This is a genomic window from Flavobacterium sp., assembly GCF_024305175.1.
GTDB lineage: Bacteria > Bacteroidota > Bacteroidia > Flavobacteriales > Flavobacteriaceae > Flavobacterium.
Window position 1 is genome coordinate 1 of record NZ_JAMWYY010000017.1, and the last position, 22978, is coordinate 22978.

At 41.7% G+C, this 22978-nt stretch carries 19 protein-coding genes; 4 read left to right on the forward strand and 15 right to left on the reverse strand.

Translation table 11 applies throughout. The annotated features are described in order from the left end of the window. Nucleotides 1-127: 127 nt before the first annotated feature. The 3 genes from Q0K96_RS05900 (at nt 128) to Q0K96_RS05910 (ending at nt 3777) form a co-directional block, all read left to right on the forward strand. Nucleotides 128-2152, forward strand: coding sequence for a thioredoxin domain-containing protein (locus Q0K96_RS05900; RefSeq protein ID WP_297333082.1), 2025 nt, complete (start codon nt 128-130; stop codon nt 2150-2152). Nucleotides 2153-2154: 2 nt separating this feature from the next. Then, a complete protein-coding gene (locus Q0K96_RS05905) occupies nt 2155-2997 on the forward strand; it encodes a mechanosensitive ion channel domain-containing protein (protein ID WP_297333083.1) in 843 nt (280 codons plus the stop codon). A 90-nt stretch (nt 2998-3087) separates the two neighbouring features. Further along, nucleotides 3088-3777 (forward strand): hypothetical protein, encoded by a 690-nt coding sequence (locus Q0K96_RS05910; protein WP_297333084.1) that lies wholly within the window; start codon nt 3088-3090, stop codon nt 3775-3777. Between the two features lie 2 nt (nt 3778-3779). Here Q0K96_RS05910 and tsaB read toward each other — a convergent pair whose 3' ends face one another. Genes tsaB through Q0K96_RS05925 form a run of 3 tightly spaced genes read right to left on the reverse strand, consistent with a single transcriptional unit; the run spans nt 3780 to nt 7117 of the window. Then, complete coding sequence (tsaB, locus tag Q0K96_RS05915; protein WP_297333085.1) at nt 3780-4442, reverse strand: tRNA (adenosine(37)-N6)-threonylcarbamoyltransferase complex dimerization subunit type 1 TsaB; 663 nt, start codon at nt 4440-4442, stop codon at nt 3780-3782. Nucleotides 4443-4446: 4 nt separating this feature from the next. After that, complete coding sequence (locus Q0K96_RS05920; protein ID WP_297333086.1) at nt 4447-5736, reverse strand: efflux RND transporter periplasmic adaptor subunit; 1290 nt, start codon at nt 5734-5736, stop codon at nt 4447-4449. A 10-nt stretch (nt 5737-5746) separates the two neighbouring features. Continuing rightward, nucleotides 5747-7117 carry a TolC family protein gene (locus Q0K96_RS05925; protein ID WP_297333087.1) on the reverse strand — a complete coding sequence of 457 codons (1371 nt, stop codon included), beginning with the start codon at nt 7115-7117 and terminating at the stop codon, nt 5747-5749. 139 nt (nt 7118-7256) lie between these two features. Here Q0K96_RS05925 and Q0K96_RS05930 point away from each other — a divergent pair, with 139 nt between their 5' ends. After that, entirely contained in the window at nt 7257-8651 is a 1395-nt protein-coding gene (locus tag Q0K96_RS05930; protein ID WP_297333088.1) for a DUF4403 family protein, read from the forward strand. A gap of 2 nt (nt 8652-8653) precedes the next feature. Here the strand turns inward: Q0K96_RS05930 and Q0K96_RS05935 are convergent, their stop codons facing one another. The 12 genes from Q0K96_RS05935 to sprA form a co-directional block, all read right to left on the reverse strand. Then, a complete protein-coding gene (locus Q0K96_RS05935) occupies nt 8654-8887 on the reverse strand; it encodes a hypothetical protein (protein ID WP_297333089.1) in 234 nt (77 codons plus the stop codon). Between the two features lie 30 nt (nt 8888-8917). Beyond that, the gene (locus tag Q0K96_RS05940; protein WP_297333090.1) at nt 8918-9514 is read right to left on the reverse strand and encodes a DUF420 domain-containing protein; all 597 of its coding nucleotides are present in this window, start codon (nt 9512-9514) and stop codon (nt 8918-8920) included. Beyond that, nucleotides 9514-10140, reverse strand: a complete 627-nt coding sequence (locus tag Q0K96_RS05945; RefSeq protein ID WP_297333091.1) for an SCO family protein — start codon at nt 10138-10140, stop codon at nt 9514-9516. The genes Q0K96_RS05940 and Q0K96_RS05945 overlap by 1 nt, the downstream gene beginning before the upstream one ends. Before the next feature lie 6 nt (nt 10141-10146). Further along, nucleotides 10147-10797: a hypothetical protein gene (locus Q0K96_RS05950; protein ID WP_297333092.1), complete on the reverse strand. Its 651-nt coding sequence runs from the start codon at nt 10795-10797 to the stop codon at nt 10147-10149. Between the two features lie 75 nt (nt 10798-10872). Then, nucleotides 10873-11223 (reverse strand): cytochrome C oxidase subunit IV family protein, encoded by a 351-nt coding sequence (locus tag Q0K96_RS05955; RefSeq protein WP_297333093.1) that lies wholly within the window; start codon nt 11221-11223, stop codon nt 10873-10875. A gap of 31 nt (nt 11224-11254) precedes the next feature. Next, nucleotides 11255-12232 carry a cytochrome c oxidase subunit 3 gene (locus Q0K96_RS05960; protein ID WP_297333094.1) on the reverse strand — a complete coding sequence of 326 codons (978 nt, stop codon included), beginning with the start codon at nt 12230-12232 and terminating at the stop codon, nt 11255-11257. Between the two features lie 45 nt (nt 12233-12277). Next, a complete protein-coding gene (locus Q0K96_RS05965; RefSeq protein ID WP_297333095.1) occupies nt 12278-12862 on the reverse strand; it encodes a cytochrome c oxidase subunit 3 in 585 nt (194 codons plus the stop codon). Nucleotides 12863-12865: 3 nt separating this feature from the next. After that, the gene (cyoE, locus tag Q0K96_RS05970; protein WP_297333122.1) at nt 12866-13768 is read right to left on the reverse strand and encodes a heme o synthase; all 903 of its coding nucleotides are present in this window, start codon (nt 13766-13768) and stop codon (nt 12866-12868) included. 248 nt (nt 13769-14016) lie between these two features. Then, nucleotides 14017-14760 (reverse strand): deoxyribose-phosphate aldolase, encoded by a 744-nt coding sequence (gene deoC / locus Q0K96_RS05975; protein WP_297333096.1) that lies wholly within the window; start codon nt 14758-14760, stop codon nt 14017-14019. 46 nt (nt 14761-14806) lie between these two features. Further along, entirely contained in the window at nt 14807-15181 is a 375-nt protein-coding gene (locus Q0K96_RS05980) for a VanZ family protein (RefSeq protein WP_297333097.1), read from the reverse strand. Further along, nucleotides 15174-15554: a glycine cleavage system protein GcvH gene (gcvH, locus tag Q0K96_RS05985; protein WP_297333098.1), complete on the reverse strand. Its 381-nt coding sequence runs from the start codon at nt 15552-15554 to the stop codon at nt 15174-15176. Before gcvH ends, Q0K96_RS05980 begins: the two co-directional genes overlap by 8 nt. Nucleotides 15555-15614: 60 nt before the next feature. Next, a complete protein-coding gene (gene sprA / locus Q0K96_RS05990) occupies nt 15615-22934 on the reverse strand; it encodes a cell surface protein SprA (protein WP_297333123.1) in 7320 nt (2439 codons plus the stop codon). Nucleotides 22935-22978 lie beyond the last annotated feature (44 nt).

A 22978-nucleotide genomic window follows, 5' to 3' on the forward strand; every position in this document is an offset into this window, starting at 1 on the left:
ATCAAAACATGATATATTCATGTTTTAACTTCACTTTTGCTTATACATTTAGTGGCTGTTAAGTAAAGTTATTTTTATTGCTCCCACAGGCATTTTACCTAACTTTACAGTATAAATTACACGCCTGATGAACGAACTTTCTACAGAAACCAGCCCATACCTGTTACAACATGCCAATAACCCGATATACTGGAAAGCATGGAACGAAACCACACTTGAAAAAGCAAAAGCCGAAAACAAGCTTATTGTTTTAAGTGTTGGTTATTCAGCATGCCACTGGTGCCATGTTATGGAGCATGAAAGTTTCGAGGATGATGAAGTGGCGGAAGTAATGAACAGTCATTTTGTTTCGATAAAAGTTGACCGTGAAGAAAGGCCTGATGTAGATGCTGTTTATATGAAAGCGGTTCAGTTAATGACCGGGCAGGGTGGCTGGCCTATGAATGTAGTACTGCTGCCAGACGGCAGGCCCGTTTGGGGCGGGACTTACTTCCGTAAGGAAAACTGGATATCTGCATTAGAGCAACTACAGGGGCTTTTTAAAAGCGAACCTGAAAAAGTAATAGAGTATGCCGAAAAGCTGCATGCAGGCGTGCAGGCTATGATACCGGTAGGCAATACTGAAGAAGGCCCTATACCACACCCTGATAACATAAAGCCGATTATAGAAAAATGGTCGCGCAGCTTTGACGATGAGTATGGTGGCTATGCCCGTGCACCAAAATTTATGCTGCCGGATAATTACCTTTTTTTACAGCGCTACGGTTATCAGGAAAACAGGCCTGACATTTTAGCCTTTACAGACCTTACCCTCACCCGGATGGCATGGGGCGGACTTTTTGATACTGTTGGCGGCGGCTTTTCGCGCTATTCGGTTGATATGCGCTGGCACGTGCCGCATTTTGAAAAGATGCTTTATGATAACGGGCAATTAATGAGCCTGTATGCAGAAGCCTACAAACGCACAAATAACCCGCTTTATAAAGAAGTAATAGAAAAAACAATGGATTTTGTAAAGCGTGAGCTGACACACGAATCCGGCGCTTTTTACAGTGCGCTGGATGCCGATAGCCTTACGCCTGCCAATCATTTAGAGGAGGGGGCTTTTTATGTATGGGAAAAGCAGGAACTTAAAGATTTGCTTGGTGAGGATTTTAACTTATTTTCCGCTGTATTCAATATAAATGAAACAGGATACTGGGAAGACGGTAAGTTTGTGCTTATACAAACGCTTCCGTTAAATGAGCTGGCGCAGAATACAGGCATTACCGAAGAAGCATTAAGGCACAAAAAACACGAATGGGAAAAGCTGCTGTTTGCAGAACGTGAAAAAAGACAGCGTCCACGGCTTGATGACAAAGTGCTGACATCATGGAATGCGCTTATGCTAAAAGGCTACGCAGACTGCTACATGGCGTTGGGAAGAGAAGAATATCTTACTGCTGCGCTTAAAAATGCTGCATTTATAACTGAAGTTATGTGGAGCCCGGAAGGCAATTTATGGAGAACCTACAAAAACAGGACTACCAAAATAGAAGGCTTCCTGGAGGATTATGCGCTGACCGCGCAGGCACTTATCAGGTTATATGAAGCAACTCTTGATGAAAAATGGCTAACGTATGCACGCCAGCTTACCGATTATTGCCTTGATCATTTTTATGATGAAAAGCAGCAATTTTTTGCCTATAATTCATTTAACGGCGAAAAACTGATAGCTCCGCATTTTGAGACCGAAGACAATGTAATACCTGCCTCTAATTCAGTTATGGCAAATGTGCTTTACACGCTAAGCCTGCTGTACAATAATAGCCATTATGAGAAAATTGCACTGCAAATGCTGTATCATATACTGCCCTCGCTCGATTATCCTTCAGCATTTTCTAACTGGCTCAACCTATGGCTTAGCCTTTCGGCAGAAAACAGGGAACTTGCCGTATGCGGAAGCAATGCGCTATATGCCATAAAGGAGATAAATAAAGAATACCTGCCGCATGTTATAAAAGCAGGCGCTATAACCCCGTCTGATATTCCTTTTCTTGAAAACCGCTTTGTTAAAGATACTTTAATGTTTTATGTTTGTAAGAATAAGGCTTGTAATTTGCCGGTTTCTACAGCAGAAGAAGCTTTAAATGATGTTAAAATTAAATATTAAAAATGAACGATTTTAATGATGCTTTAGAAAGGCTCAGCGAAAGCCTTGTCGATTTTTTTCCTAATCTTTTAAAGGCTATTGCCATACTGATTATAGGCATAATCGCCATTAAGTTTTTCAGGTGGTTCATGAAGCGTATCATGACACGCAGGCAGGATATGGACCCAACACTTATAAAATTCCTGATGGACCTGCTTACCTGGATACTAAGGATTTTCCTTTTTATAATGGTAGTAAACGCGTTGGGTGTAGAGACGTCTGCATTTGTTGCCGTTATTGGTGCGGCCGGTCTGGCAATAGGCCTTTCCTTGCAGGGTTCGCTTTCTAACTTTGCAGGAGGCATACTTATCATATTATTTAAACCCTTCAGGGTTGGCGATTTTATAGAAGTGCAGGGCGAAGGGGGTACCGTTACTGAAATACAGATTTTATATACCCGCATGCTTACCCCTAATAACCAAGTGGTATATATACCTAATGGAGCACTTTCTAACGGAAATATTAAAAACTACTCTAAAGAACCGATACGTAAAGCAGAACTTATTATTGGTGTAGCCTATAACAGCGATATTAGCCATGTAAAAAGTGTTTTAATCCGCATTATAGAAATGGATAAAACAATACTGGCAGATCCTGCACCTGTAATACGTATAAAAGATCTGGCTGACAGCTCGGTTAACTTTCAGGTGTTTGTATGGGCCACTAATGCTGATTTCTGGCAGATGTTATCTGACTTTAAGGAAAATACTAAAATTGAATTTGATAAAGAAGGGATTGAGATTCCCTTTCCGCAGCGCGATATTAATGTAAGGGCGTTACCGGACAAAGACAACTCAGTACTTTAATAGATGGCATGTTATTTGTTAAATATTATATGAATAACATTACAGAAAAATTAAATTTCTATTTTTGAGCCACTATTAAAAACTATAATAATGAAAATTTTAAAAGTATTTACACTTACAGCACTATGCACAGCCGCATTTTCGCAGGCACAGGAATTTAAATCTCAGACTTACGTGAGCGAGTCAGGCCGTTTAGGATATACGCTAAGCAAAAAAGCGCCAAGCGAGCCGGCAACGGGTACACAATATTTTATAGAGAACTTTAATGCTGCAAGGGTTGATGACACTAAAGAACTTATACTTGCCCGCTATAATGCCTATAGCGATGAAATGGAACTAAAAGTTGACGACAACAATATAATGGTATTAGATCCTAAAGAAAATACCATTGTAAGGCTAACCAACAATATGGCAATGTATAAGTTTACCAAATACACCAACGAAGATGGTGTGGCAAGCCAAAACTATCTTGTTGTTGTTAGTGAAACCCCTAACGTAACAATATATAAAAGGGAACGTGTAGAGCTACAGCCGGAGCAACACCCTACAGGCGGTTACCAAAGGTATAAGGCTGCGAACTACAAGAAACTCGATCCTGAATATTACATTCAGTTTAACGGAGGGCCTGTAGTATTTATGTCTGACAAGAAAAAAGATGTTTACTCTTTAGTACCGGGTAAAGAAAAAGAAATTAAGGAATACGTTAAAGAAAACAGGATAGACCCTTCTAACGACAACGACCTTAAAAAACTCGGAGCTTACCTTAGCACAATTATCTAAGGCTATTTGTTTACAATAAAATCTTTTAAATAATAAGGTTCAAAATAAGCGACATCAACAGTGTCGCTTATTTTATATTTATTATATGACAACAGGCTCATTTGAGATGATGATGGATATTGTACATTGCTGTGGTAAACAAACTTACCTTGATTACCTAATACCTCACGGCACTTTTCGGCACCGTCGCCACATAAATGCAAAGGGCCATTAAGTTCTGTAAAAGAATCCGCAGTGATAATCTCCGCTTTGGTTTCCCTTAGCTTAATAAAGTCAGTAGTAAAAACAGCATTATATACTTCCATGCGCCTTGCATCAATCATCGGGATAATTACCCCTTCCTGTTCGGTAATTTGCCTTGCAAGAAGCTCTAAGGTATCAATGGCAATAAGTGGCACATTAAGCGCATAGCACAAACCCTTAGCTGCCGAAACTCCTATACGCAGCCCGGTGTAGCTGCCCGGCCCCATGCTTACTGCAACAGCATTAATATCTTTAAATGATTTACCGGCAGCGGCAAGTACTTCCTCTATAAAAACATGCAGTTTTTCAGCATGTGCATAGCCCTCACCTGCAAATTCTTTTAGAGAAAGGGTTACACCATCTTCTGCAACAGATACCGAGCAGTTTTTTGTTGCCGTTTCAAGGTTAAGTATAAGAGGCATAGTATTACTGTGTATTACCCTTTACGCGTACTTTGTCGTCAGAATTAAGTTCTTTGGTAACTGTAGTATATGGCCCTGTAATTACTACATCTCCTTTTTTAAGACCTGTTTTAACCTCTATATTGGTGTCATCCTGAATACCTGTAGTGATAGGCTTTAAAATTGCTTTATCGCCCTGCTTTATATACACACATTCATATTTTTTATCGGTGCTCCCGCCCTTCATTTCATTTTCCTTCTCCTCAAGTTCGGCTACCACATCTTTTTTAACACCTGTAGTGTCAGATTTTACAACAACCGCACTAATCGGCACTGCCAATACTTCTTCTTTTCTTTCGGTAATAATATCAACTGTGGCAGTCATACCCGGCCTGAAAGGGGAATAGTTGGCAGGCTTGCCCTCTGTCATATCAGCATAAGAATCTTTAAGTATCCTTACCTTCACCTTAAAATTAGTTACCTGGTCGGCAGTAAGGTCGCTGCTCGCCGAATTTGATATGCTGGTTACTTCGCCTTTAAACTTCCTTCTCAGATAAGCATCAACTTCAATCTCTGCAGGGTCTCCTATCTGTATTTTTACAATGTCATTTTCATTAACATCTACTTCAACCTCCATATTGTTAAGGTTGGCAACACGCATAATTTCGGTACCTGCCATTTGCTGTGTACCCACAACGCGCTCACCCAGTTCGGCATCTAGCTTGGATATTGTTCCGTCAACCGGAGAATATATGGTTGTCCTGTTCAGGTTATCGCGTGCTTCGGTAACATTTGCCCCGGCACTCTGAACACTAAAGTAGGCAGACTGCTTGTTGGCCTGTGCAACCTCATAAGCCGAAATTATTTTGTCCCATTCTGATTTAGATATTACACCTTTATCAAAAAGCTTTTTGTTACGCTCATAATTTGCCTTTGCCTCCTTTAGCTGGGCTTCAGCCTGGCTTAAGCCTGCCTTGGCTGTAGAAAGCGATGCCGCAGTACGGCTTACTCCTGATTCATACAGGTCAGGATTGATTCGCACAAGCAGGTCACCTTTTTTAATGGCCTGCCCCTCTTTAACCGGAAGCCCTATTATCTCTCCCGACACTTCTGAAGATATTTTAACCTCTACTTCGGGTTGTACCTTACCTGTGGCTGTAACTGTTTCTACAATGGTTATAGGCTTAACAGTAGCAACCTCTACTTCTTTGCCTTCTTCACGGTTACCTATAGCCCCCGTTTTACTTAACACGATAAGTACTATGATTATAAGTACTGAAAATCCTAATATGTAATATAATGTTTTCTTAGACATAACTTTTTTCTTATTGTTGTTCAAGAATTGGTATTCCGAAATAAAACTCAAGTATTTTAACCCTGAAGATAAAATCATATTTGGCACGCAAAACATCGCTTTGTGCATTTACAGAAAGCGTCTGCGCCTGGTTAAAATCAAAAACATTGATAAGCCCCACATCATAACGCTCGCGGGCATAATCTAACGACTGGCGGCGGGCATCTGCAGCTGCAACGGCAGCATCATAGGCTCTTAGCGCGCCAATAGCATCAGTATAGGCTGTGTAAATATTACGCTCAAGGTCAAGTTCCTGCTGCTCAAGTGCCAGTTTAGAGCGCTCTACGGCAACCTTTGCACGCTCAACGCTATTCCTTACCGCAAAGCCGTTAAGTATGGGTATAGAAAGCTGGAACCCGAAAGAGTGCCCTTTGTTATCCCATACCTGGTTCCAGAATGGTGGTGGTGTTTGCGAAATTACTTGTCCGTCTTCACCAAACGAAGTATAATCATCATAAGTAACCCTTGTATCAAGACTGTAAAAGCCCTGTAGGGTAGGCTGGTATGCCGATCTTGCAATTTTTACATCCTGCTGGGCTACCTCAAGGTTGGCGCGTGCAAGTTTAATTACAGTCTGTTCATCTTTTGCTTTGTTATAAATGGTTTCAGGAGTCTGCACCAGCACTTCGCTGTCTTCTTTAATGAACTCTTCATCGGCTATATCAAAATTCTGGAAATCCTCAACCTGTAATAACTGTGCAAGGCTCAGGCGCGAAAGCAAAAGCTGGTTCTCGGCATCAATAATACGCTGCCTGTCGGCGGCAACGGTAGCCTCTATATCAAGCAGGTCGCCACGTGGTATTACCCCTCCCTCCAAAAGCTGTTGCGAGCGCTCCAGTTGTTGCAGGTCTACTTCAAGCTGCTCATTCTGCACCTTCAGGTTTTCGCGGTTAAATAATATCTGCAAATAAGCATTGGCTACGTTAAGCGCCACATCTTCCTGCATTTTAGTGATATTATATTTCCCGGCAATAACAGCTAGCCTTGCGCGCTGGTTAGTGCGCTGGTTTTGCAGCCCCTTAAAGATATCTACATTTGTGCTTAGACCTCCGGTAGTAAACTGTGTTGTCTGCTGTTGAAGGATACCCGAAAAGTTACGGATAAGACCTATGTTCCAGGAATGCCCTGCCGTAAAATTGGCACTTGGCAAAAAGTTGCCCAATACATCTTTTTTATCTATCTGGTTGAGTTTTAGGTCTAGTTCGGCCTGGCGTACCGAAATGTTGTTTTTTAAAGCATATTCTACACACTCTTTAAGTGTCCATTTTTTTTGCTGTGCGTGCATATAGCCCGTCAGTAAAAAGAACATTAGTATGTATATAGCCGTTGGTTTGCTTCTCATATAGCTGAAAAGGATTTTTTACAAAGGTATTTAAATTATCTAAAGTTGACTGTTTAATGTACAATGATTAGACAATTTAGACTGTTTTTTGTTACAGATTATATACTACATTTACACCGTTTTTTTAACTATGCCTTATATGAAGCTAAAACTTTTTGCCGTTGCTGCGCTTGCATCGGCTTTACTGGTATCCTGCTCTTCTGCAAAAAAGATAGAAGCATTAAAACCGGAACCGGGAAATGATAAACCCGTTGCCGTAGAAACCACCACATCTTTCATTAACCTGCCCGTAACCATTTCCATAGCCGATGTGGAAACACAGGTTAACAAATTACTTAACGGCCTTGTTTATGAAGACAAAAAGATAGAAGATGATAACATCGCTATGAAGGTCTGGAAGACAGCACCTATAAAATTCAGTGAAAAAAACGGAAAGCTGCAAACCGTTGTGCCTATAAAAATTACAGCAAACGTGAGGTATGGTACAAACGCACTGGGCATGAATCTTTATGACACCCGCGAGGTTAACATGAACGGCGTAATAACCTTTAACAGCAAGATAGGGCTTTCTAACTGGAAGATTACAACAGCTACTACCATAGAGTCTTTAGAGTGGAAAGAAAGCCCCAGCGTTACCATAGGCAGCAAGCAGATAAGTATAACTTACCTGATTAACCCTGCCGTTAAGCTGTTTAAAGAGCAGATTGAAGACGAGCTTGATAAAGCCATGTCTAAATCTATGGATTTTAAACCCCAGGTACTGGATGCTCTGCAACAAATAAGCACTCCCTTTCTTGCTAACGAGCAGTATGAAACCTGGTTTATGGTAACACCTAACGAACTTTATGTTACCGATGCCGTGCTTTCTAAAAAACAGATAACAATGGACATGGGCATGAAATGCAGCATGCAGACCTGGGTGGGCGAAAAACCGGCAAGCAGCTTTAAAAAAGAGAATGTTGTATTAAAGGCTGTAAGCAAAATGCCGGATAAAATTACGGCTACAGTGGCAGCGGTATCTACTTATGAGAGTGCAAGCAAATTAATTACCAAGAACTTTCAGGGGCAGGAGTTTGGCTCAGGCAAGCGCAAGGTTACCGTACAAAACGTAAACCTGTGGAGCAAAGACAGTAAAATGATCATTGCGCTTGACCTTACAGGTAGCATTAACGGTACTATTTATCTTTCGGGTTACCCAAGCTACAATGCTGCTACAAAAGAAATTTACTTTGACCAGCTTGATTATGTTTTAGACACCAAAAGCGTACTGCTTAAAACTGCTAACTGGCTTGCCGAAGGCATGATACTAAGAAAGATACAGGAAAGCTGCCGCTACTCTATAAAAGAAAACCTTGAGGAAGGTAAAAAGAACATGGCACCCTACCTTAACAACTACTCCCCTATGCCGGGTGTATTTATTAACGGCAGTATGAACGATTTTGAATTTGAAAAAATAGAACTTACCGATAAAGCTATTATTGCTTTTATAAAAGGGTCAGGCAAAATGAACCTGAAGATAGACGGGATGAAGTAATTTCATCCCTCTGCTTCGGGCAGCGCGTTTTTCTTTTTGCGCAGCCTGTAAACCGCATAGCCTGCAAGTGCTACAAGCAGGTAAGGAAAAATCATCAGGTAAACTATACCATCATTAACCGCTTCGGGCTTAATACCACTGTCGCTGCTCTCTAAAGCGGCACGGCACATAGCACACTGCGCGTTTGCAGATAGTGTCATAAATAAAACTGCGAGTGTGTAAACTACATTTTTCATCTTCATCATTATATCTGTAACTCCTCCGGTTTAGTTAGCGTAGTATGGTGATATCATAAGATATACAATAACACCTGTAACAGCAACATACAACCACATAGGGTATGTTACACGTGCAAGCTTTTTGTGCCTTTCAAAGCTGTTTGTAATAGCCCTTACATAGGTTATCAGTACAAAAGGAATTATTACAACCGAAAGGGCTATATGGGTAAGCAAAATAAACAGGTACACATAGCGCATAGCACCAATAGTTACCTCTTCTGCGGCAGAGAGCACCATGTCATGGTTAGTATCGCCAAACTTGGTAGAATCGGCTGTCATGTGGTAAGCTACATACATACCAAGAAACAGTACCGAGAGGCTTATGGCAAACTTCATAAGGTTTTCGTGCAGCTTTTGCTTCCCTCTCCTTACAGCCATAACTGCAACTACAAGCACTACGGCAGTAAGTGCATTAATACCTGCATAAATGGGCGGAAGAAATGTCAGCGGCTCAACATCATACCCAAGGTCTTTCAGCTTAACGCCGAAGAGCAGCGCCACCACTACCGGTATAGCTACCGATAGCAGCACTATCCATTTATTATATTTTTTTTCAGCCTCGTTGCTGTTCATTATATTTTCCATTACTCTTCCAATAACTTTTTAATATCTTCTTTTATATCCTGCACGCCCTTGTCATCCAATCCGTCATAATACATTATAGGGTTACCAAACTTATCTATACGGCAACGAATTTTACCTTCTTTATCTACCAGCGCAAAAAGCCCCGAATGCTCGAACCCGCCGGCTACTTTTTTATTTTCGCCTGCGTAGAGGTTAAAACCGTTACGGGCAAGGTTGAAAATATATTCCTGATCTCCCGTTAAAAAATGCCAGTTATAGTGTTTAACACCCAAATGCTCTGCATGCTCTTTTAGTACCTGTGGTGTGTCGTACTGCGGGTTTATGGTTACAGATGCAATTCCGAATTCAGGATTGCCATAAAACTCCTGTTGCAGCTTCAGCATGTTCTGGTTCATTTTTGGGCATATGGTAGGGCAGGTAGAAAAGAAGAACTCCACCACATAAACCTTACCCAGGTAATCTTCGTCAGTTATGGTTTTCCCGTTCTGGTTAGTCAGCTCAAAAGACGGCACCGGGCCAATGGTAACAAGATCTGACTTTTGGAATTTAGCGACTATTTTAGGCACAGCCCAAATACCAAAAATCAGTACTATAAACGAAATACCAATATATGATTTGTTTTTCATCAGGATTTAAATCTTCCTTTTGTTGTTTTTCTTTAGGGCGAGGCGGTATTCTGCCAGGATAATCTTTACATCATCACTCATATCGTTATGCAACTCTGCGGCAGATATAGTATTATACCCCTCTTTATACTCTTCTTCTCCCTTTTTGTTCTTGCCTTTGCGTCCGCGCAGGTTAAGGTCTTTATCTATAATATAAACATTTGGTGTGCCGGCTTTATCATCAAGTCCGCCAACAAGGTTTAAAGATGCATGAAATGTTTCTATTTCTTCTTTAGGGGCAAACACAAAATGCCAGCCCGAAACATTTGTAAGCCTGCTTAATTCTGAAAGCAGTTCTTTCGCCTGCCCTTCTGTACCCAGTGGGGCAACCATTACCATCTGAAAATCGGTAAACTCCCTGTTTTTGTTGTAGATCTTTTGGTTAAGGTTAAAGGCATTGCCTTTGTTGTAAAGTATATCTTCTCCCGGAAAGCCTAAAATGGTAATTTTATCTTTAAGCTTTATATCTTCTCCCGATAGTGATTGCCATGCGGGCAACTCATTGATACCCGGTGTTACAACAGGCAGCTTGGCAAAAGTATTAACCCCCGAAGCAAAGAAAAGATAAGCCACAATAGGTAATGCAAACAAAACAGAAAGCACTATTGTCTTTTTCATTATGAGGTTCTTTAAATGTATTGCAAAATTAAAAAAAGGCGGTTTAATAACCGCCTTTTTTATAATTAATGTGTTTTAGAAAATCCATTTATAATGAGACCCATGAAACACGTCATAAACATAATTACCTTCCATAAGTAAGATGAACACTAAGTAGATAATTAAGAAAACCAAGGGTGCCACAATGGTCCACCTAAAGTTAGCTTTTTCTCCCTCGAGGTGCATAAACGCCCACATAATATAGTAGGCCTTTACAACCGTAAGGATAATGAATATCCAGTTAAGGAGATTTAATTTTAAAAGGTCAGTTTTAAAAAGGAAGTCAGGCTTAACAATACCAAGGGCAACCTCTACTATTGTTATAACTGACAGTAACCCGAAAACTGTCCATATTCTTTTTACGTTAGACTCGTGCGAATGTGCCATGTCTTATAATTTTTTAAACTTAGTAATCTGATTATACAAGGTAGAAGAAGGTAAACACGAATACCCACACAAGGTCTACAAAGTGCCAGTATAAACCAACCTTTTCAACCATTTCATAGCTTCTCCTTTTCTCATAAGTACCTAAAAGTACATTAAAGAATATAATGATGTTAATTACAACCCCCGAGAATACGTGGAAACCGTGGAAACCTGTAATAAAGAAGAAGAAATCAGCAAACAGTTTGTGTCCGTATTCATTCCTTATAAGGTCTGCACCTCTTACTACTATTTGTGCATCCTGCAACCTTGCAAGCGATTCTTCGCGTGAAAGTACAGTCTTCTTTTTGTCTTTAATCCATTCTGTCCTGATAAGTATGTCAGGGTTAGCTTTAAAGCCCGCTATTACTTCTTCTACAGAATGCTCTCCAAGGCTGTTAGATTCTTCAAACCAAACACCGTTACTCCTTGTTTTCTGCACCCTTGTTGAAGGTATGTTTGCAGCAAACGCATCAATGCTTACACGTTTACCATTGGTATCTACAAACTGTAGTATTGCACCGCCCGAAGTTTCTACTGCACCATACTCGCCTTTTATAAAGTTTTTCCATTCCCATGCCTGAGAGCCAAGGAATATTAAACCACCCACAATTGTAAGCAGCATGTATATGGCAACTTTGGTTTTTTTCATCTGGTGGCCTGCGTCAACGGCAAGTACCATGGTAACTGATGAAAAGATAAGTATAAAGGTCATCAAAGCCACATAGTACATAGGTGCATCAACACCATGTAAAAACGGGAAGTGAGTAAATACCTCGTCGGCTATTGGCCATGTTTCGATAAACTTAAATCTTGAAAAACCGTAAGAAGCAAGAAAACCGGAGAATGTAAGGGCATCGGACACGATGAAGAACCACATCATCATCTTGCCGTAGCTCGCTCCCATTGGCTCGTTTCCGCCGCCCCAGGTTTTGCCTGTAGTAGTAGCTGTTGTAGTAACTGTCGCTGCCATATAGTGTTAAGTGTTAAAAAGTTTTCAAATTTACATTTTTTTTCATTAATAGAAATAGAAAAATAAAAACAAGTAAACCCACAAAATATCGAGAAAATGCCAGAACATTGCACCTAACTCTATTCCAAGGGTTTGAGAAGGATTGTATTTTTGTTTAAAATGATTATAAATTACAACCAACAGCACCACCAACCCAGCGAAAAGGTGGGCTAAATGCACTATGGTTACTATGTACAGAAACGAAGTAGTAACTGTACTTGCCGCACCTGTAAAGTAAAAACCGGCCTCTATTACCTGAGAAAACCCGTAAAACTGCAACGCAACAAAGGCAACACCTAAAGCAAGGGTAGCCAAAAGCAGCGCACCGGTTAAACCCCTGTTGTCTTTTTTAATGGCATTTTTAGCAAGGTGAAACGTTATACTGCTTGCTATAATTACTGCGGTACTAAATGCAAATGCATTTGGCAGCTTAAAATCGTTAAGCCAGTCGGGGCGCGATGTACTCACCACATAAGCGCTGGTAAGCCCCGCAAACATCATGAACATGCTTATCATACCGAACCAAAGCAGCATCTTGTATGATTTTGCTTTGCGCTCATTATGTTCCTTAAGTGACATTTTCAGTTCCATATCTTAAAAAATAAATTTATCCAAAACATAAATTACCTGTAGCAGCGATATATAAGACACGCTTACTATCATCAGCTTCCGGGCTGCCTTTGCATCCATATCGCGGTACAGCTTTACAGCACTGGCAAGCATCCATAAACCAAGCAACAGCACTACAACTGCCGAAATAAGGTTTATATGCAACTCTCCTGTAAAACCTGTTGCTGGCAGCAAAGAAGCCACAATCAACCAAACCGTATATAGAATAACCTGCAGGGCAGTCTTTTTATCTTTTTTACCGGTGGGCAGCATAAAAAAGCCTGCCTTTTCATAGTCTTCATACAAGAACCAGCCAATGGCCCAGAAATGAGGGAATTGCCAAAAGAACTGCACAAGAAATAATGTACCTGCCTCTATACCAAAATTATTGGTCGCGGCAACCCAGCCCAGCATAAAAGGTATTGCGCCCGGAAATGCCCCAACAAAAACAGAAAGGGGCGTCATCCGCTTTAACGGTGTGTAAACACTTGTGTATAAAAATATTGAAATAGCCCCAAACATGGCTGTTTTAGGGTTAATACTGTATAAAATAGCTATACCCGCCACGGTTAGAGCAGCGCCAAGGGCAAATGCATTACGAACCGAAATTTTACCTGAAGGCAAAGGGCGGTTCTTGGTGCGGTTCATGAGCGCATCAAGGTCTTTTTCTATAATCTGGTTGAAAACGTTTGAGGCGCCTACCATGCAATAACCGCCAATTGTAAGTAAAAAAAGCGTTAACCAACTAAAAGGATGTTCTGCCGAGAAGCCGAGAAGATAACCGGCAACAGAAGAAAAAACTACGCTAAGGGCAAGCCTGGCCTTGGTAATTGCAGTAAAATCGGCTATTAAAGATTTTATAGAGACCTGGTTTTCTGTAGCGTTCAATGTAACTTTCATGGTTTAAAAAACTTGTGCAAAGATACTCCAAAAAATATTTTTCTTCAACAGGAATGCCCGTTAAAATAGAAAATGAAAAAATAATTTATTTTTTTTAGTCCTGCCACGCAACCCGTCTGTAAAAACTGCATCTTATAATTGCAGTACAGGCGAAAGCCTAACCTGTATGAAAAAGAAAATTTGGGATTAATTGCTATGAGAACAAAGCCTTTCTGTTAATAGAAAGGCTTTGTTTATTAATATACGTCATCTGCCCCACTGCCTTCCGCTATAGCTTTTGCAGACGATGTCCCGATGCGTTTCACCCCAAGCTGTATCATTTGCTGTGCCTCTTCAAAAGTACGCACGCCCCCGGCAGCTTTTACCGGCAAAGGGAAACAATTTTCGAGCATCAGCTTAATTGTGTGCAGGGTTGCTCCGTTTGGCAAGCCTTCTTCGGTTTTATAAAAACCCGTTGATGATTTTACAAAAACCTTATTATAGTCCTTTTCCTCGAAATTAGAAATCACTATATTTTTTATCAGTGCGCTGATTTTAATTATTTCCATATCCGTAAGTGCCGCAACCTCTATAATCCACTTAGCTGTTTTGCCCTGTTGTAAAGCAAAACGTGTGCAGGCCAACACCTCCTCTTTTATCATTGCAGCATCTCCTGTTTTAAAAGCAGAATAATCTAAAACAAAGTCAAGTTCATCAGCGCCGTCTTCAACAGCCTGCTGTGCTTCAGTAAGCTTATCTTCAAGACTGCCTTTACCTTCCGGAAAATCTATAACAGTACCTACTAATACCCCCGAGCCTGCATTTACAACCATCTCTTTTGCCGGTTTAACCACTTCGGGGCGAATCATAACAAGTTTGAAACCCTGCTGTATAGCCTCGGCGACTGTGGCTATTGCCACTTCTAAGTTCTCCTGTTCAGACAGCCCTGCCTGGGTGGCAGTTTTAAGGTAAGTTGAATCGAGGTACTGTTTTATATCCATAATTGTATAAATAAATATCCCCCCGTTATTGCGGAGGGATATGATATTATTTTTTACTTTTTTGCAGTAGCCAAAGCAACAATACTGCCGCAGCGCTACCCATAGTATTAAATGCTATATCAAGAATATCGGCATTTCTGCCATTTGTAAAAAGCAATTGCGATAACTCTACCAGCGAGCCATATATAAAGGCTGCAATGAGTGCAATATACCTAAGCTTTACAAGATTTGATTTTTTGCGGCTGTAAAAATAAGCATACCACAAAATGGTGAACACAAAATAAAAAACAAAATGTCCTACTTTATCTTTATACGGCAGTTGCCACGCATTAACCGGCCCCAGCTTTTCCATGCTTACAAGACACAGCACGGTTAAGAAAACGGTCCAGGCAATGGCAGCGCCAAGATAAATGTTACGCACCAATAAGTTCTTTATACTGTTCGCTGCTAAGCAGCTCGTCAGCTTCGGCAGGATTGCTTATTTTAACTTTTACCATCCATCCTTCTCCGTAAGGGTCAGAGTTTACTTTTTCAGGAGTGCTTTCAAGCTCGTCATTAAACGCTACTATTTCGCCGCTAAGTGGCAGGAACAGGTCAGATACTGTTTTAACAGCCTCAACGGTACCAAACACTTCATCTTTAGATAGTGACTGGTCAAGGGTTTCCACCTCAACATATACTATATCGCCAAGTTCTTTCTGAGCAAAATCTGTAATGCCAACGGTAGCTGTATCGCCTTCAATTTTAACCCATTCGTGGTCTTTAGTGTACTTTAAATCTGCAGGTATGTTCATTGTTGTTTGTTTTTAGCAAATGTATGTTTTAATGCAATATATTTAAAATGATTTTAATCATTAATTACCAAAATTATACCTCAGGGTAAAGCCCGTCCTTATGTTGGTAAGCGGATAGGACGTAGAGATAACAGCCTTAGAGAACGAATGGTCGTAATAGAAAATCGCAGTAAGGTTTTTACTAAACGAATAATCTGCCGTAAACCTAACCGACCAGATATTCTGACCGCCGCCAAGCTGGTTGTTATCATAATCAAGGTAACGCACTATGGTTTCATTTTTCCTTAATGTAAAGTCGGCTTTCAGGTTAATGTCGCTCTTAATAGTATTGGTAGGGTTATCTGCCAGTTTAGAGTTTATAACCACATCTTTAATGCGGTAGCCAAGGCCCAGCGTATATTCGTTACCCTTAACCTCTGTAAGCAGGTTATTGTCAAAACTCATGTTAAGCGTCCTGTCTTTCCTTATCTCTGCAAGTACCTTTATCGAATTTTTCATCTCAAAATCTAACCTTATCAGCGGGTTAAACTGCTCTGAAAGGCTAATGTTAGAGATAATCATCCTGTTGAACAAGTTACCGCCATTATCAACCTGAGACTGCACCAGCGTACCGTCGGGCTGCAACTGATTAGAATTGTATTCTAGGTTAGAAGTATAAGCATTAACATTATAGGTAGCCGTATATCCATGCTGAACCGAGAACCTCCTGAACCTGTCTTTAAAGAACTTGTAACGCATGAGCCCGGTATACTTAACAATCCAGTTAGGCAGCGGCACACTCCTGAAGGCGCTTGTAGATACCTTAGAGGCATCCTGTCCTGTATATGCTGCCATAAACGACGGCAGTAATACTCGCTGGCTGTTTTTGCCAAAACCAACCGGGTATCCTGCATTTGCATCTGCAAACTCCCCTGTAGGGGTTCCCGGCTGCCCGTCTCCGTAACGGTTAAAATCAGTAGTGCCATAAAACTGCTCGGCAAGCCTGTTGGCAATTGTCAGCCTGTTTTCCCTCATCTGGTCAAACGCTTCAGAACCGTTTACATCACTTTGGCTGAAAGCCGTTTTTATCATTATGGTAGAGATCTGGAAATTACCAAAATTATACGGAGAGCGCGAATTATAATCAAAAATGCCGTCACCGTCTGGATCCGTAAGGTCATACTGTTCAGAGAAGTTATCCTGCTTTATTTTTTTGGCCGAAAGGTCTATCCTGAAATCAGGGAATAAATCTACTGCCGAAGTAAGGTTAAGTGTTTCTGAAGTCACCTGTGTAAAGCTTTGGTTAAACTCGCTGTATGTAGTAAGGTAGCCGTTTTGTGCTGCCTCCTGCCTAACATCTAAATCCTGGCTGCCCAGCACAAAACCTACTGTAGGCCTTGTAGAACCTAAGAAACCAATGCTTGGCAGGTAACCCGGTAAAAAGATACCACCGTTTTCAACATAGTTTACCTGAATATCTTTAACACTGGTTACTATACCTATAAGCCCGTTAACAAATGTATTGCCACTTTGCTGCGGTTGCGGCTTAGCCGTAATTTTTTCTCCCGGCCTAGGTGCAGCCTGCGGCGCTGCGTTGCGTGCAGCAGGTTTTTTAGGAACTAGCCCTATATACTTATAGAAAGAATCAAGATTGAACGATGCGGTTAACTTATGCTGGCTGTTGTTCTGAACGGTATTACCCAAATCATAACTAATAAGCTGCCCCGTTTCTTCATTTCTCTGCTCTATGCTTGATAAAGCCTCTGATGAGCGCTGCCAGTTATAAGTACCTGTATAAGTATAGGTAGATTTAATAAAGCTGAATACCGGCAACTTGTATAGTGGCAAATCATAATTGAATACAAATGTCTGGGTATGGGTGTTAGCCTCGCCAACATTCCAGAAGTCGTGCCACACATCATAGCTTTGTACCGGCCTGTTATCTTCATCAAGATAATTGCGCACAATATTGCTGGTAGTAACATTATAGTTAAACCTCAACGATTTGGTTATATTATAATTAAAGCCATAATTGTAGTTAAAGAAATAATTCCTCCTGTAAAGCGGGTCAATAGGAATTCCCTCCACCTCAACATTCCTGTATTGCTGCCTGTTATATTGCCTTAAAATATTAGAACTGAAAGAAATATTATTAGGAAGGTAATTAAAATTAAAATCGCTCAGCAGCTTCCAGTACTGGCTCTTTTTCATAAACTCTACATTCTTTAACGGCTCTACGGGCTTGCTCTGAAATGCATAAGTATAATCTGCCCCTACCCTTACCTGCTGGTCAAGAAGGCTTTCAATTTCATAATCGTGGTGGTTAACCTGGTTATAAGAATAGGATAGCGTAACGTTTTCTACATCATATACGTGTGGCTTCTGCTCAGGTGCCCTTTCTTTTTTAACACCAATAAAGTTGATGCTCTTACGCTTAGTATAATCTATAGCCCTGTTCCTAAGGTTTTCCCTTTCTGCTTCAGAATCAGCTTCATCTATCATCTGCTCCAACCTTACATCCTGCTGGAACGGGTCATACTCAGGTGTTATGATCTCTTCGCCAACACCATAGTTAAAAGGAACATTAATACCCCATTTTTTAGGCAACAGCATACCTAAATTAACATTGGTTACTATATCATACTGCTGCACGTCTTCCCTGCTCCTTTCATTAGGGCTTTGCTCTACAGAACCAAAGCCTATAGTACTCATGCGCCCGGTAGCCGAAACAGTGGCAAAATCGGCAAGGTTGGTATCCATACTGGCTACGGCTGCCATACCTCCTTTATTATCCATATCGCTAAGGCGGAACTCGTTAAACCATACTTCTCCCCTCAGGTTTTTGGCGCCCGGTTCGCCAAGCTCATAACCATTCCTTACCCCGAGCATAAGCGTGCGGACATACCCAAAGTTAGGGTTACCCTTAATACCGATACGCATCCTGTTATCAGGGTCAGAACCCGAAATAAGGTCGTTAAGCTCTGCATATATAACGCCCAGTTCGTTAGGTGTAGGTGCAGTACCGTTAAGTGCCGCTATTTTAAGTTTGGTAAGCGCATCCAGCGCAACCTGAATTTCATTTTCCTCCGGCCATATAGCCTCTGCCGTTCTTTCAGTCTGGCCTGTAACATTAAGCCTTATCTCTACCTCATAAAAGTTTTCGGTAAAGTCATTACCAAACCTCAGGAAGGCTTTCATTTCACCATCCAAAAGCGGGTTGGTATCGGTTGGCAGTGCCTCGGCATGTAAAAACATACGCAGCTTTTTATACTGGCGCATATCAACATTCACATTTTTAAATACGGCACGGGCATCTCCCGGTTCAAGCCCACCGTTAGCGTCGCCGTCACCTGCATATACCCTTAATGAAAGCGACTGCTCATTCTGGTTTATAACTGCGTTGTTGTTATAAAGCTGCTCTCTCTGCACACCCGGGGGCGATACATAAGGTATAGGCGAACGGTCACCATTCTCCTGAATATTAAGCGCAACCACATCAAAGCCTGTATTGTCCTGGTTGTTCTGCTCATTGTTTTCATTCGGGTCAAGTGTGTTGACGTACCTTCTCCATTCGCCACGCACAAGGTCTAGTGCACCAAAACGAAGTGTTATTTCGCGCCTGAAGCCGGTAACGAACATCCTCATAAAACGAATAGCACGTATACTGCTTATACCGCCTACTGCTTCACGGTCAGGGTTTTCTATCGGAATTTTATAAAGTAACCACCTACCTTGTGCCTGGTTACCATTTGCCAGTTCAACCTGTGTAAATGGCCTTTCATCAACAAGATAATTTTGTCCTATTACCGCATTCGGCCCAATAGGCACCCTGTACCTGTAATAAGCGTCTATGGTGTTCATGGTGTTATCCCTGTTCACATCTTCTGTATCAGGCAGGGTAGTATTACCGCGGTTAGCGTCACCCACATCTACAGGCGAGTTACCATCTGTACCATTATAGTTTTTATATCTTGATATTACATCTCCCTGTGCATTAAGGTAAAACTGGTAGTTATCTGCAGATGGGTCATTAGCGTCAAATCCGGGGAACTTAGCGGCCTCTTCTGCATCGGTAAGGCCGTCAAAGCCTACATCCTGAACGTTACGGTTTGCCGTACTGGTATCAAAAGCATAAATAAGTGATTGTGATACAGGCACATCTCCCCAAACGCTGTTAAAAACAGGCTGGTTACCATTTGCTTCCGGCAGGCCGTTCTCATACTGTTTCCTGTTATCCTTAAGTATATCTTCCGATATTTCACCCAGGTTTATTTCAAGGGTACCCGTATTGTCAAAATCGGCTGCGCCGGGGTTACCGTCATACGGGTCAAGCATCCAGAACTGGATGTATTCTACGTTTGTCTGCTCAAAGTTGGTTGAGTTAATGGCACGCATTATACCCCCCCAGTTGGTTTCGGCTTCTGCCTCTGTAAAAGTATTACTGCCCTGCAGCAAAGGGTTAAAGTTATAAGGACCTCTTTCCTGCGGGAAATAGGTAAGATCGAGCGTGTTTACAACACTTACCTGTCCCGGCACCACATCTGTTACCGGATAAAGCTCGTCATAATAGATTCTCCTTGTCCTGTTAGAAGAAAGATCTGCCGGGCTAACGGGGCGCTGGTTACTATAAAAAATAGGGTCTATACTGTACCATGCCAGTTTTGCCCTTTTAAATCCGTACGAAAGGTCGTTGGTAGGAGGATTATTGTCAGGGAACATGGTTATAGGGGCGCTGGATAATGTCCATCCCTGCGCCGAACGCATATCTATAGTTGTCTGAGAACCTTCAAAGTCATCTACATATGTTGTAGCCTCACCATTAAACTGGTCTGCTTTAGATGCACCCGGTTTAAGATAGGCAACCTCTCCCCTGAAAGAGAAATTAGAAGGCACATCGGTATCAATATTAGGCAGTTTGTTAACAAGCCTTGTAAAGAAAGGCACCTCTGTGTTGTAAATAGTATTAAGCCCGAATATAGTATTGTTAACCGACTCCTGCCCATAGTTTGTTTTGGTGGTGAACGGCCTTTCGGACATATTCAGCATCGTAGCACCAACTAAAAACTTGTCGCTGAATTTATGCTCGATATTAAAACCTGCAAAACGCCTGGTCTGCTGCCCGAAAACGGCATTGTTCTCTACAGAAACTTCTATTGGCGTGTTAGAAGCAAGCAAAGAGGGGTCTTGTATATACACACGACCTATCTGGTAGTTAACTGTATAATCTACACCCTCTACCAGCACGCGCCCACCTGCAGTAACCACTACCGAACCCTGCGGAACGTTGAATGCCCCTAAAGGAATACCATCGCCACCGCTCGATTTAAAGCGCCCTCTTAACTGGAACTTGTTCTTTTCGCTGTCCTGCAATGCATCTGCCTGTGTAGATTTATAAAGGCTCCTGTACACATATCGGAACTGGTTGGCGTTAAACCCGGACTCATCCTCATCCTCATCATAGTCTTCAACAGAACCATCGGTAGTATCCAAAAGGTCATATAAATATTCACCAAAAGGCTCTACTGTTGTAAATATAATACGCCCATATTGTGCATCTACAGTAAGCCTCGGCACATAGTCAAAGAAACCGTCGCCGCCTTCCTGCGGGTCGTTGGTATAATTAAGCCTGTCAAGGTTAAAAACACGCAAAAGCGGCGTGTCAACCGCTTCTTCCGGCAGCGGGGCTGCAGGGTGCTGCGGCGTTCCCGGGGCAGCCGTAATGTAGTTTAGCGGAGAAGGATCTGTATATAATATATTAAACCTGAAATCTTCCTGCTCTAATTGGTAGGCGTTGGGTATCTGGTAGATGTTTTTCATCATCAAATCCCAAACCGGCTCCTCTACATTAACAAGATTACTTTTAAGCATCTTCAAAATAAGGCTTTGTGTTGACACAGTGCCCGGATCCTGATTTTGCTCATTGGGGTTGGTAACTACAGTGGCATCTATCCCGTCAGTACCAAATTCACCCACCTGGTATACCTGGTCGCCAATGGTGTATTGGTAAGCAACTGCAAGTACCTCATCATTTTGCAGCCTTTGGTTTAATGATATATAACCTAACTGCTCATGGAAGGTAAATTCGCTTGTGGTTAGCTTACGTGCATTTTCAAGCTTAGAATAGTCACGCCCTTCATCGGCATCAAGGCCGTTTGTAAAGCTGGCATCGCTAACTGTTACTATTTCCCTTACGGATGAGGCAAGCCACCCTGTAGTACCTATCTGTGCCGGGTCGAGCCTGTTATTGCTGTTATCCGGCGGTGAGTTAAACTGTACTGTTCCCTGCTGATTGGTAAAGAAGCCTGCCGGAGCAGAGCCATTGCTCGCAAAACCTACTGTCTCATCTGTAATATCCTGCACATCATTGCTAACAATGCTCAGCTTTGTGAGTGGGGCTTCGCCTAAATCCTGAAGGGCAATAATATTACGGGTGTTATTTTCCTGCGCGTTGATACGGTTTTGCCTGTTGGTTACCCAAACTTCTATACGGGTAATCTGTACACGTGTATCTATGTAAGGATAATTGCGCAGGGCATTATCATAGCGATTCCTGAAATACTGCGACAGGAAAAAGTGCCTGTCGTTATCATATTCAAGCGCAAAAAGCTCAAAATCCTGTATGGTACCGCCACCCTCGGCAGTTACTGTACGGGTTTGCGATTTTTGTTCTGAAAATATACCTGTAAAGGTAGTTTTACCAAATTGCAACTGTGCCTTAACACCAAAAAGGCTTTGTGCACCCCTTACCAATGAATTGGATAGCGGGAAACTCACGTTACCTACTTCTATTTTCTGGATAATGTCGTCTTCGGTGGGAGTATATTCAAGTTTGATAAGGTTCTGGAAGGCAAACGTAGATTCCGTATCATAGTTGGCGGTAACATTTAGCCTTGTACCCACCTTACCCTGAAGGCTCATACTGATACGCTGGTCAAAATCAAACGTAAACGTACGGCGGTTACGGGGAGAAAGCTGCGGGTTATCCTGTTTGGTGAAACGTACGCCTAAATCAAGCTCTACCGAACCCTGTGGCTTAATATCAATAGTATTACTACCAAATATAGTTTCGAAAAATCTCGAGTTTACGTAATAACGCGGCAACAGGTTACGCTGTTCTTCTTCCGTACCCTTGCCATCCATCGCTCTCGATTTTTCCTGGTAATATTCGCGCATTGATTCGCGAAGCACCAGCTCTTCATACTGCTCGGGTGTCAAAATTATAGGGTAACTTATATTAAATCCGGCAAAGTCTTCGGTATAAATATAACGGTTGGTAACAGGGTCGTAGGTATAAGCCTCAATAATACTCCTTGGGTTTGGCACTTCTACCTTACCTGTATTATAGCCTTTTATGGTATCACGTGCAGCCTCTTCCTTTTCTTCATCTACCTGGGCCTGCATTGCAAGACCAAAAAGCAAAAAAACTGCGGAAAGCGTATATTTTA

What these genes read in the sequence shown, in the direction of transcription:
- Q0K96_RS05900 (WP_297333082.1), top strand. Translation starts at nt 128, where the DNA reads ATGAACGAACTTTCTACAGAAACCAGCCCATACCTGTTACAACATGCC.
- Q0K96_RS05905 (WP_297333083.1), top strand. Translation starts at nt 2,155, where the DNA reads ATGAACGATTTTAATGATGCTTTAGAAAGGCTCAGCGAAAGCCTTGTC.
- Q0K96_RS05910 (WP_297333084.1), top strand. Translation starts at nt 3,088, where the DNA reads ATGAAAATTTTAAAAGTATTTACACTTACAGCACTATGCACAGCCGCA.
- tsaB (WP_297333085.1), bottom strand. Translation starts at nt 4,442, where the DNA reads ATGCCTCTTATACTTAACCTTGAAACGGCAACAAAAAACTGCTCGGTA.
- Q0K96_RS05920 (WP_297333086.1), bottom strand. Translation starts at nt 5,736, where the DNA reads ATGTCTAAGAAAACATTATATTACATATTAGGATTTTCAGTACTTATA.
- Q0K96_RS05925 (WP_297333087.1), bottom strand. Translation starts at nt 7,117, where the DNA reads ATGAGAAGCAAACCAACGGCTATATACATACTAATGTTCTTTTTACTG.
- Q0K96_RS05930 (WP_297333088.1), top strand. Translation starts at nt 7,257, where the DNA reads ATGAAGCTAAAACTTTTTGCCGTTGCTGCGCTTGCATCGGCTTTACTG.
- Q0K96_RS05935 (WP_297333089.1), bottom strand. Translation starts at nt 8,887, where the DNA reads ATGAAAAATGTAGTTTACACACTCGCAGTTTTATTTATGACACTATCT.
- Q0K96_RS05940 (WP_297333090.1), bottom strand. Translation starts at nt 9,514, where the DNA reads ATGGAAAATATAATGAACAGCAACGAGGCTGAAAAAAAATATAATAAA.
- Q0K96_RS05945 (WP_297333091.1), bottom strand. Translation starts at nt 10,140, where the DNA reads ATGAAAAACAAATCATATATTGGTATTTCGTTTATAGTACTGATTTTT.
- Q0K96_RS05950 (WP_297333092.1), bottom strand. Translation starts at nt 10,797, where the DNA reads ATGAAAAAGACAATAGTGCTTTCTGTTTTGTTTGCATTACCTATTGTG.
- Q0K96_RS05955 (WP_297333093.1), bottom strand. Translation starts at nt 11,223, where the DNA reads ATGGCACATTCGCACGAGTCTAACGTAAAAAGAATATGGACAGTTTTC.
- Q0K96_RS05960 (WP_297333094.1), bottom strand. Translation starts at nt 12,232, where the DNA reads ATGGCAGCGACAGTTACTACAACAGCTACTACTACAGGCAAAACCTGG.
- Q0K96_RS05965 (WP_297333095.1), bottom strand. Translation starts at nt 12,862, where the DNA reads ATGGAACTGAAAATGTCACTTAAGGAACATAATGAGCGCAAAGCAAAA.
- deoC (WP_297333096.1), bottom strand. Translation starts at nt 14,760, where the DNA reads ATGGATATAAAACAGTACCTCGATTCAACTTACCTTAAAACTGCCACC.
- gcvH (WP_297333098.1), bottom strand. Translation starts at nt 15,554, where the DNA reads ATGAACATACCTGCAGATTTAAAGTACACTAAAGACCACGAATGGGTT.
- sprA (WP_297333123.1), bottom strand. Translation starts at nt 22,934, where the DNA reads ATGCAGGCCCAGGTAGATGAAGAAAAGGAAGAGGCTGCACGTGATACC.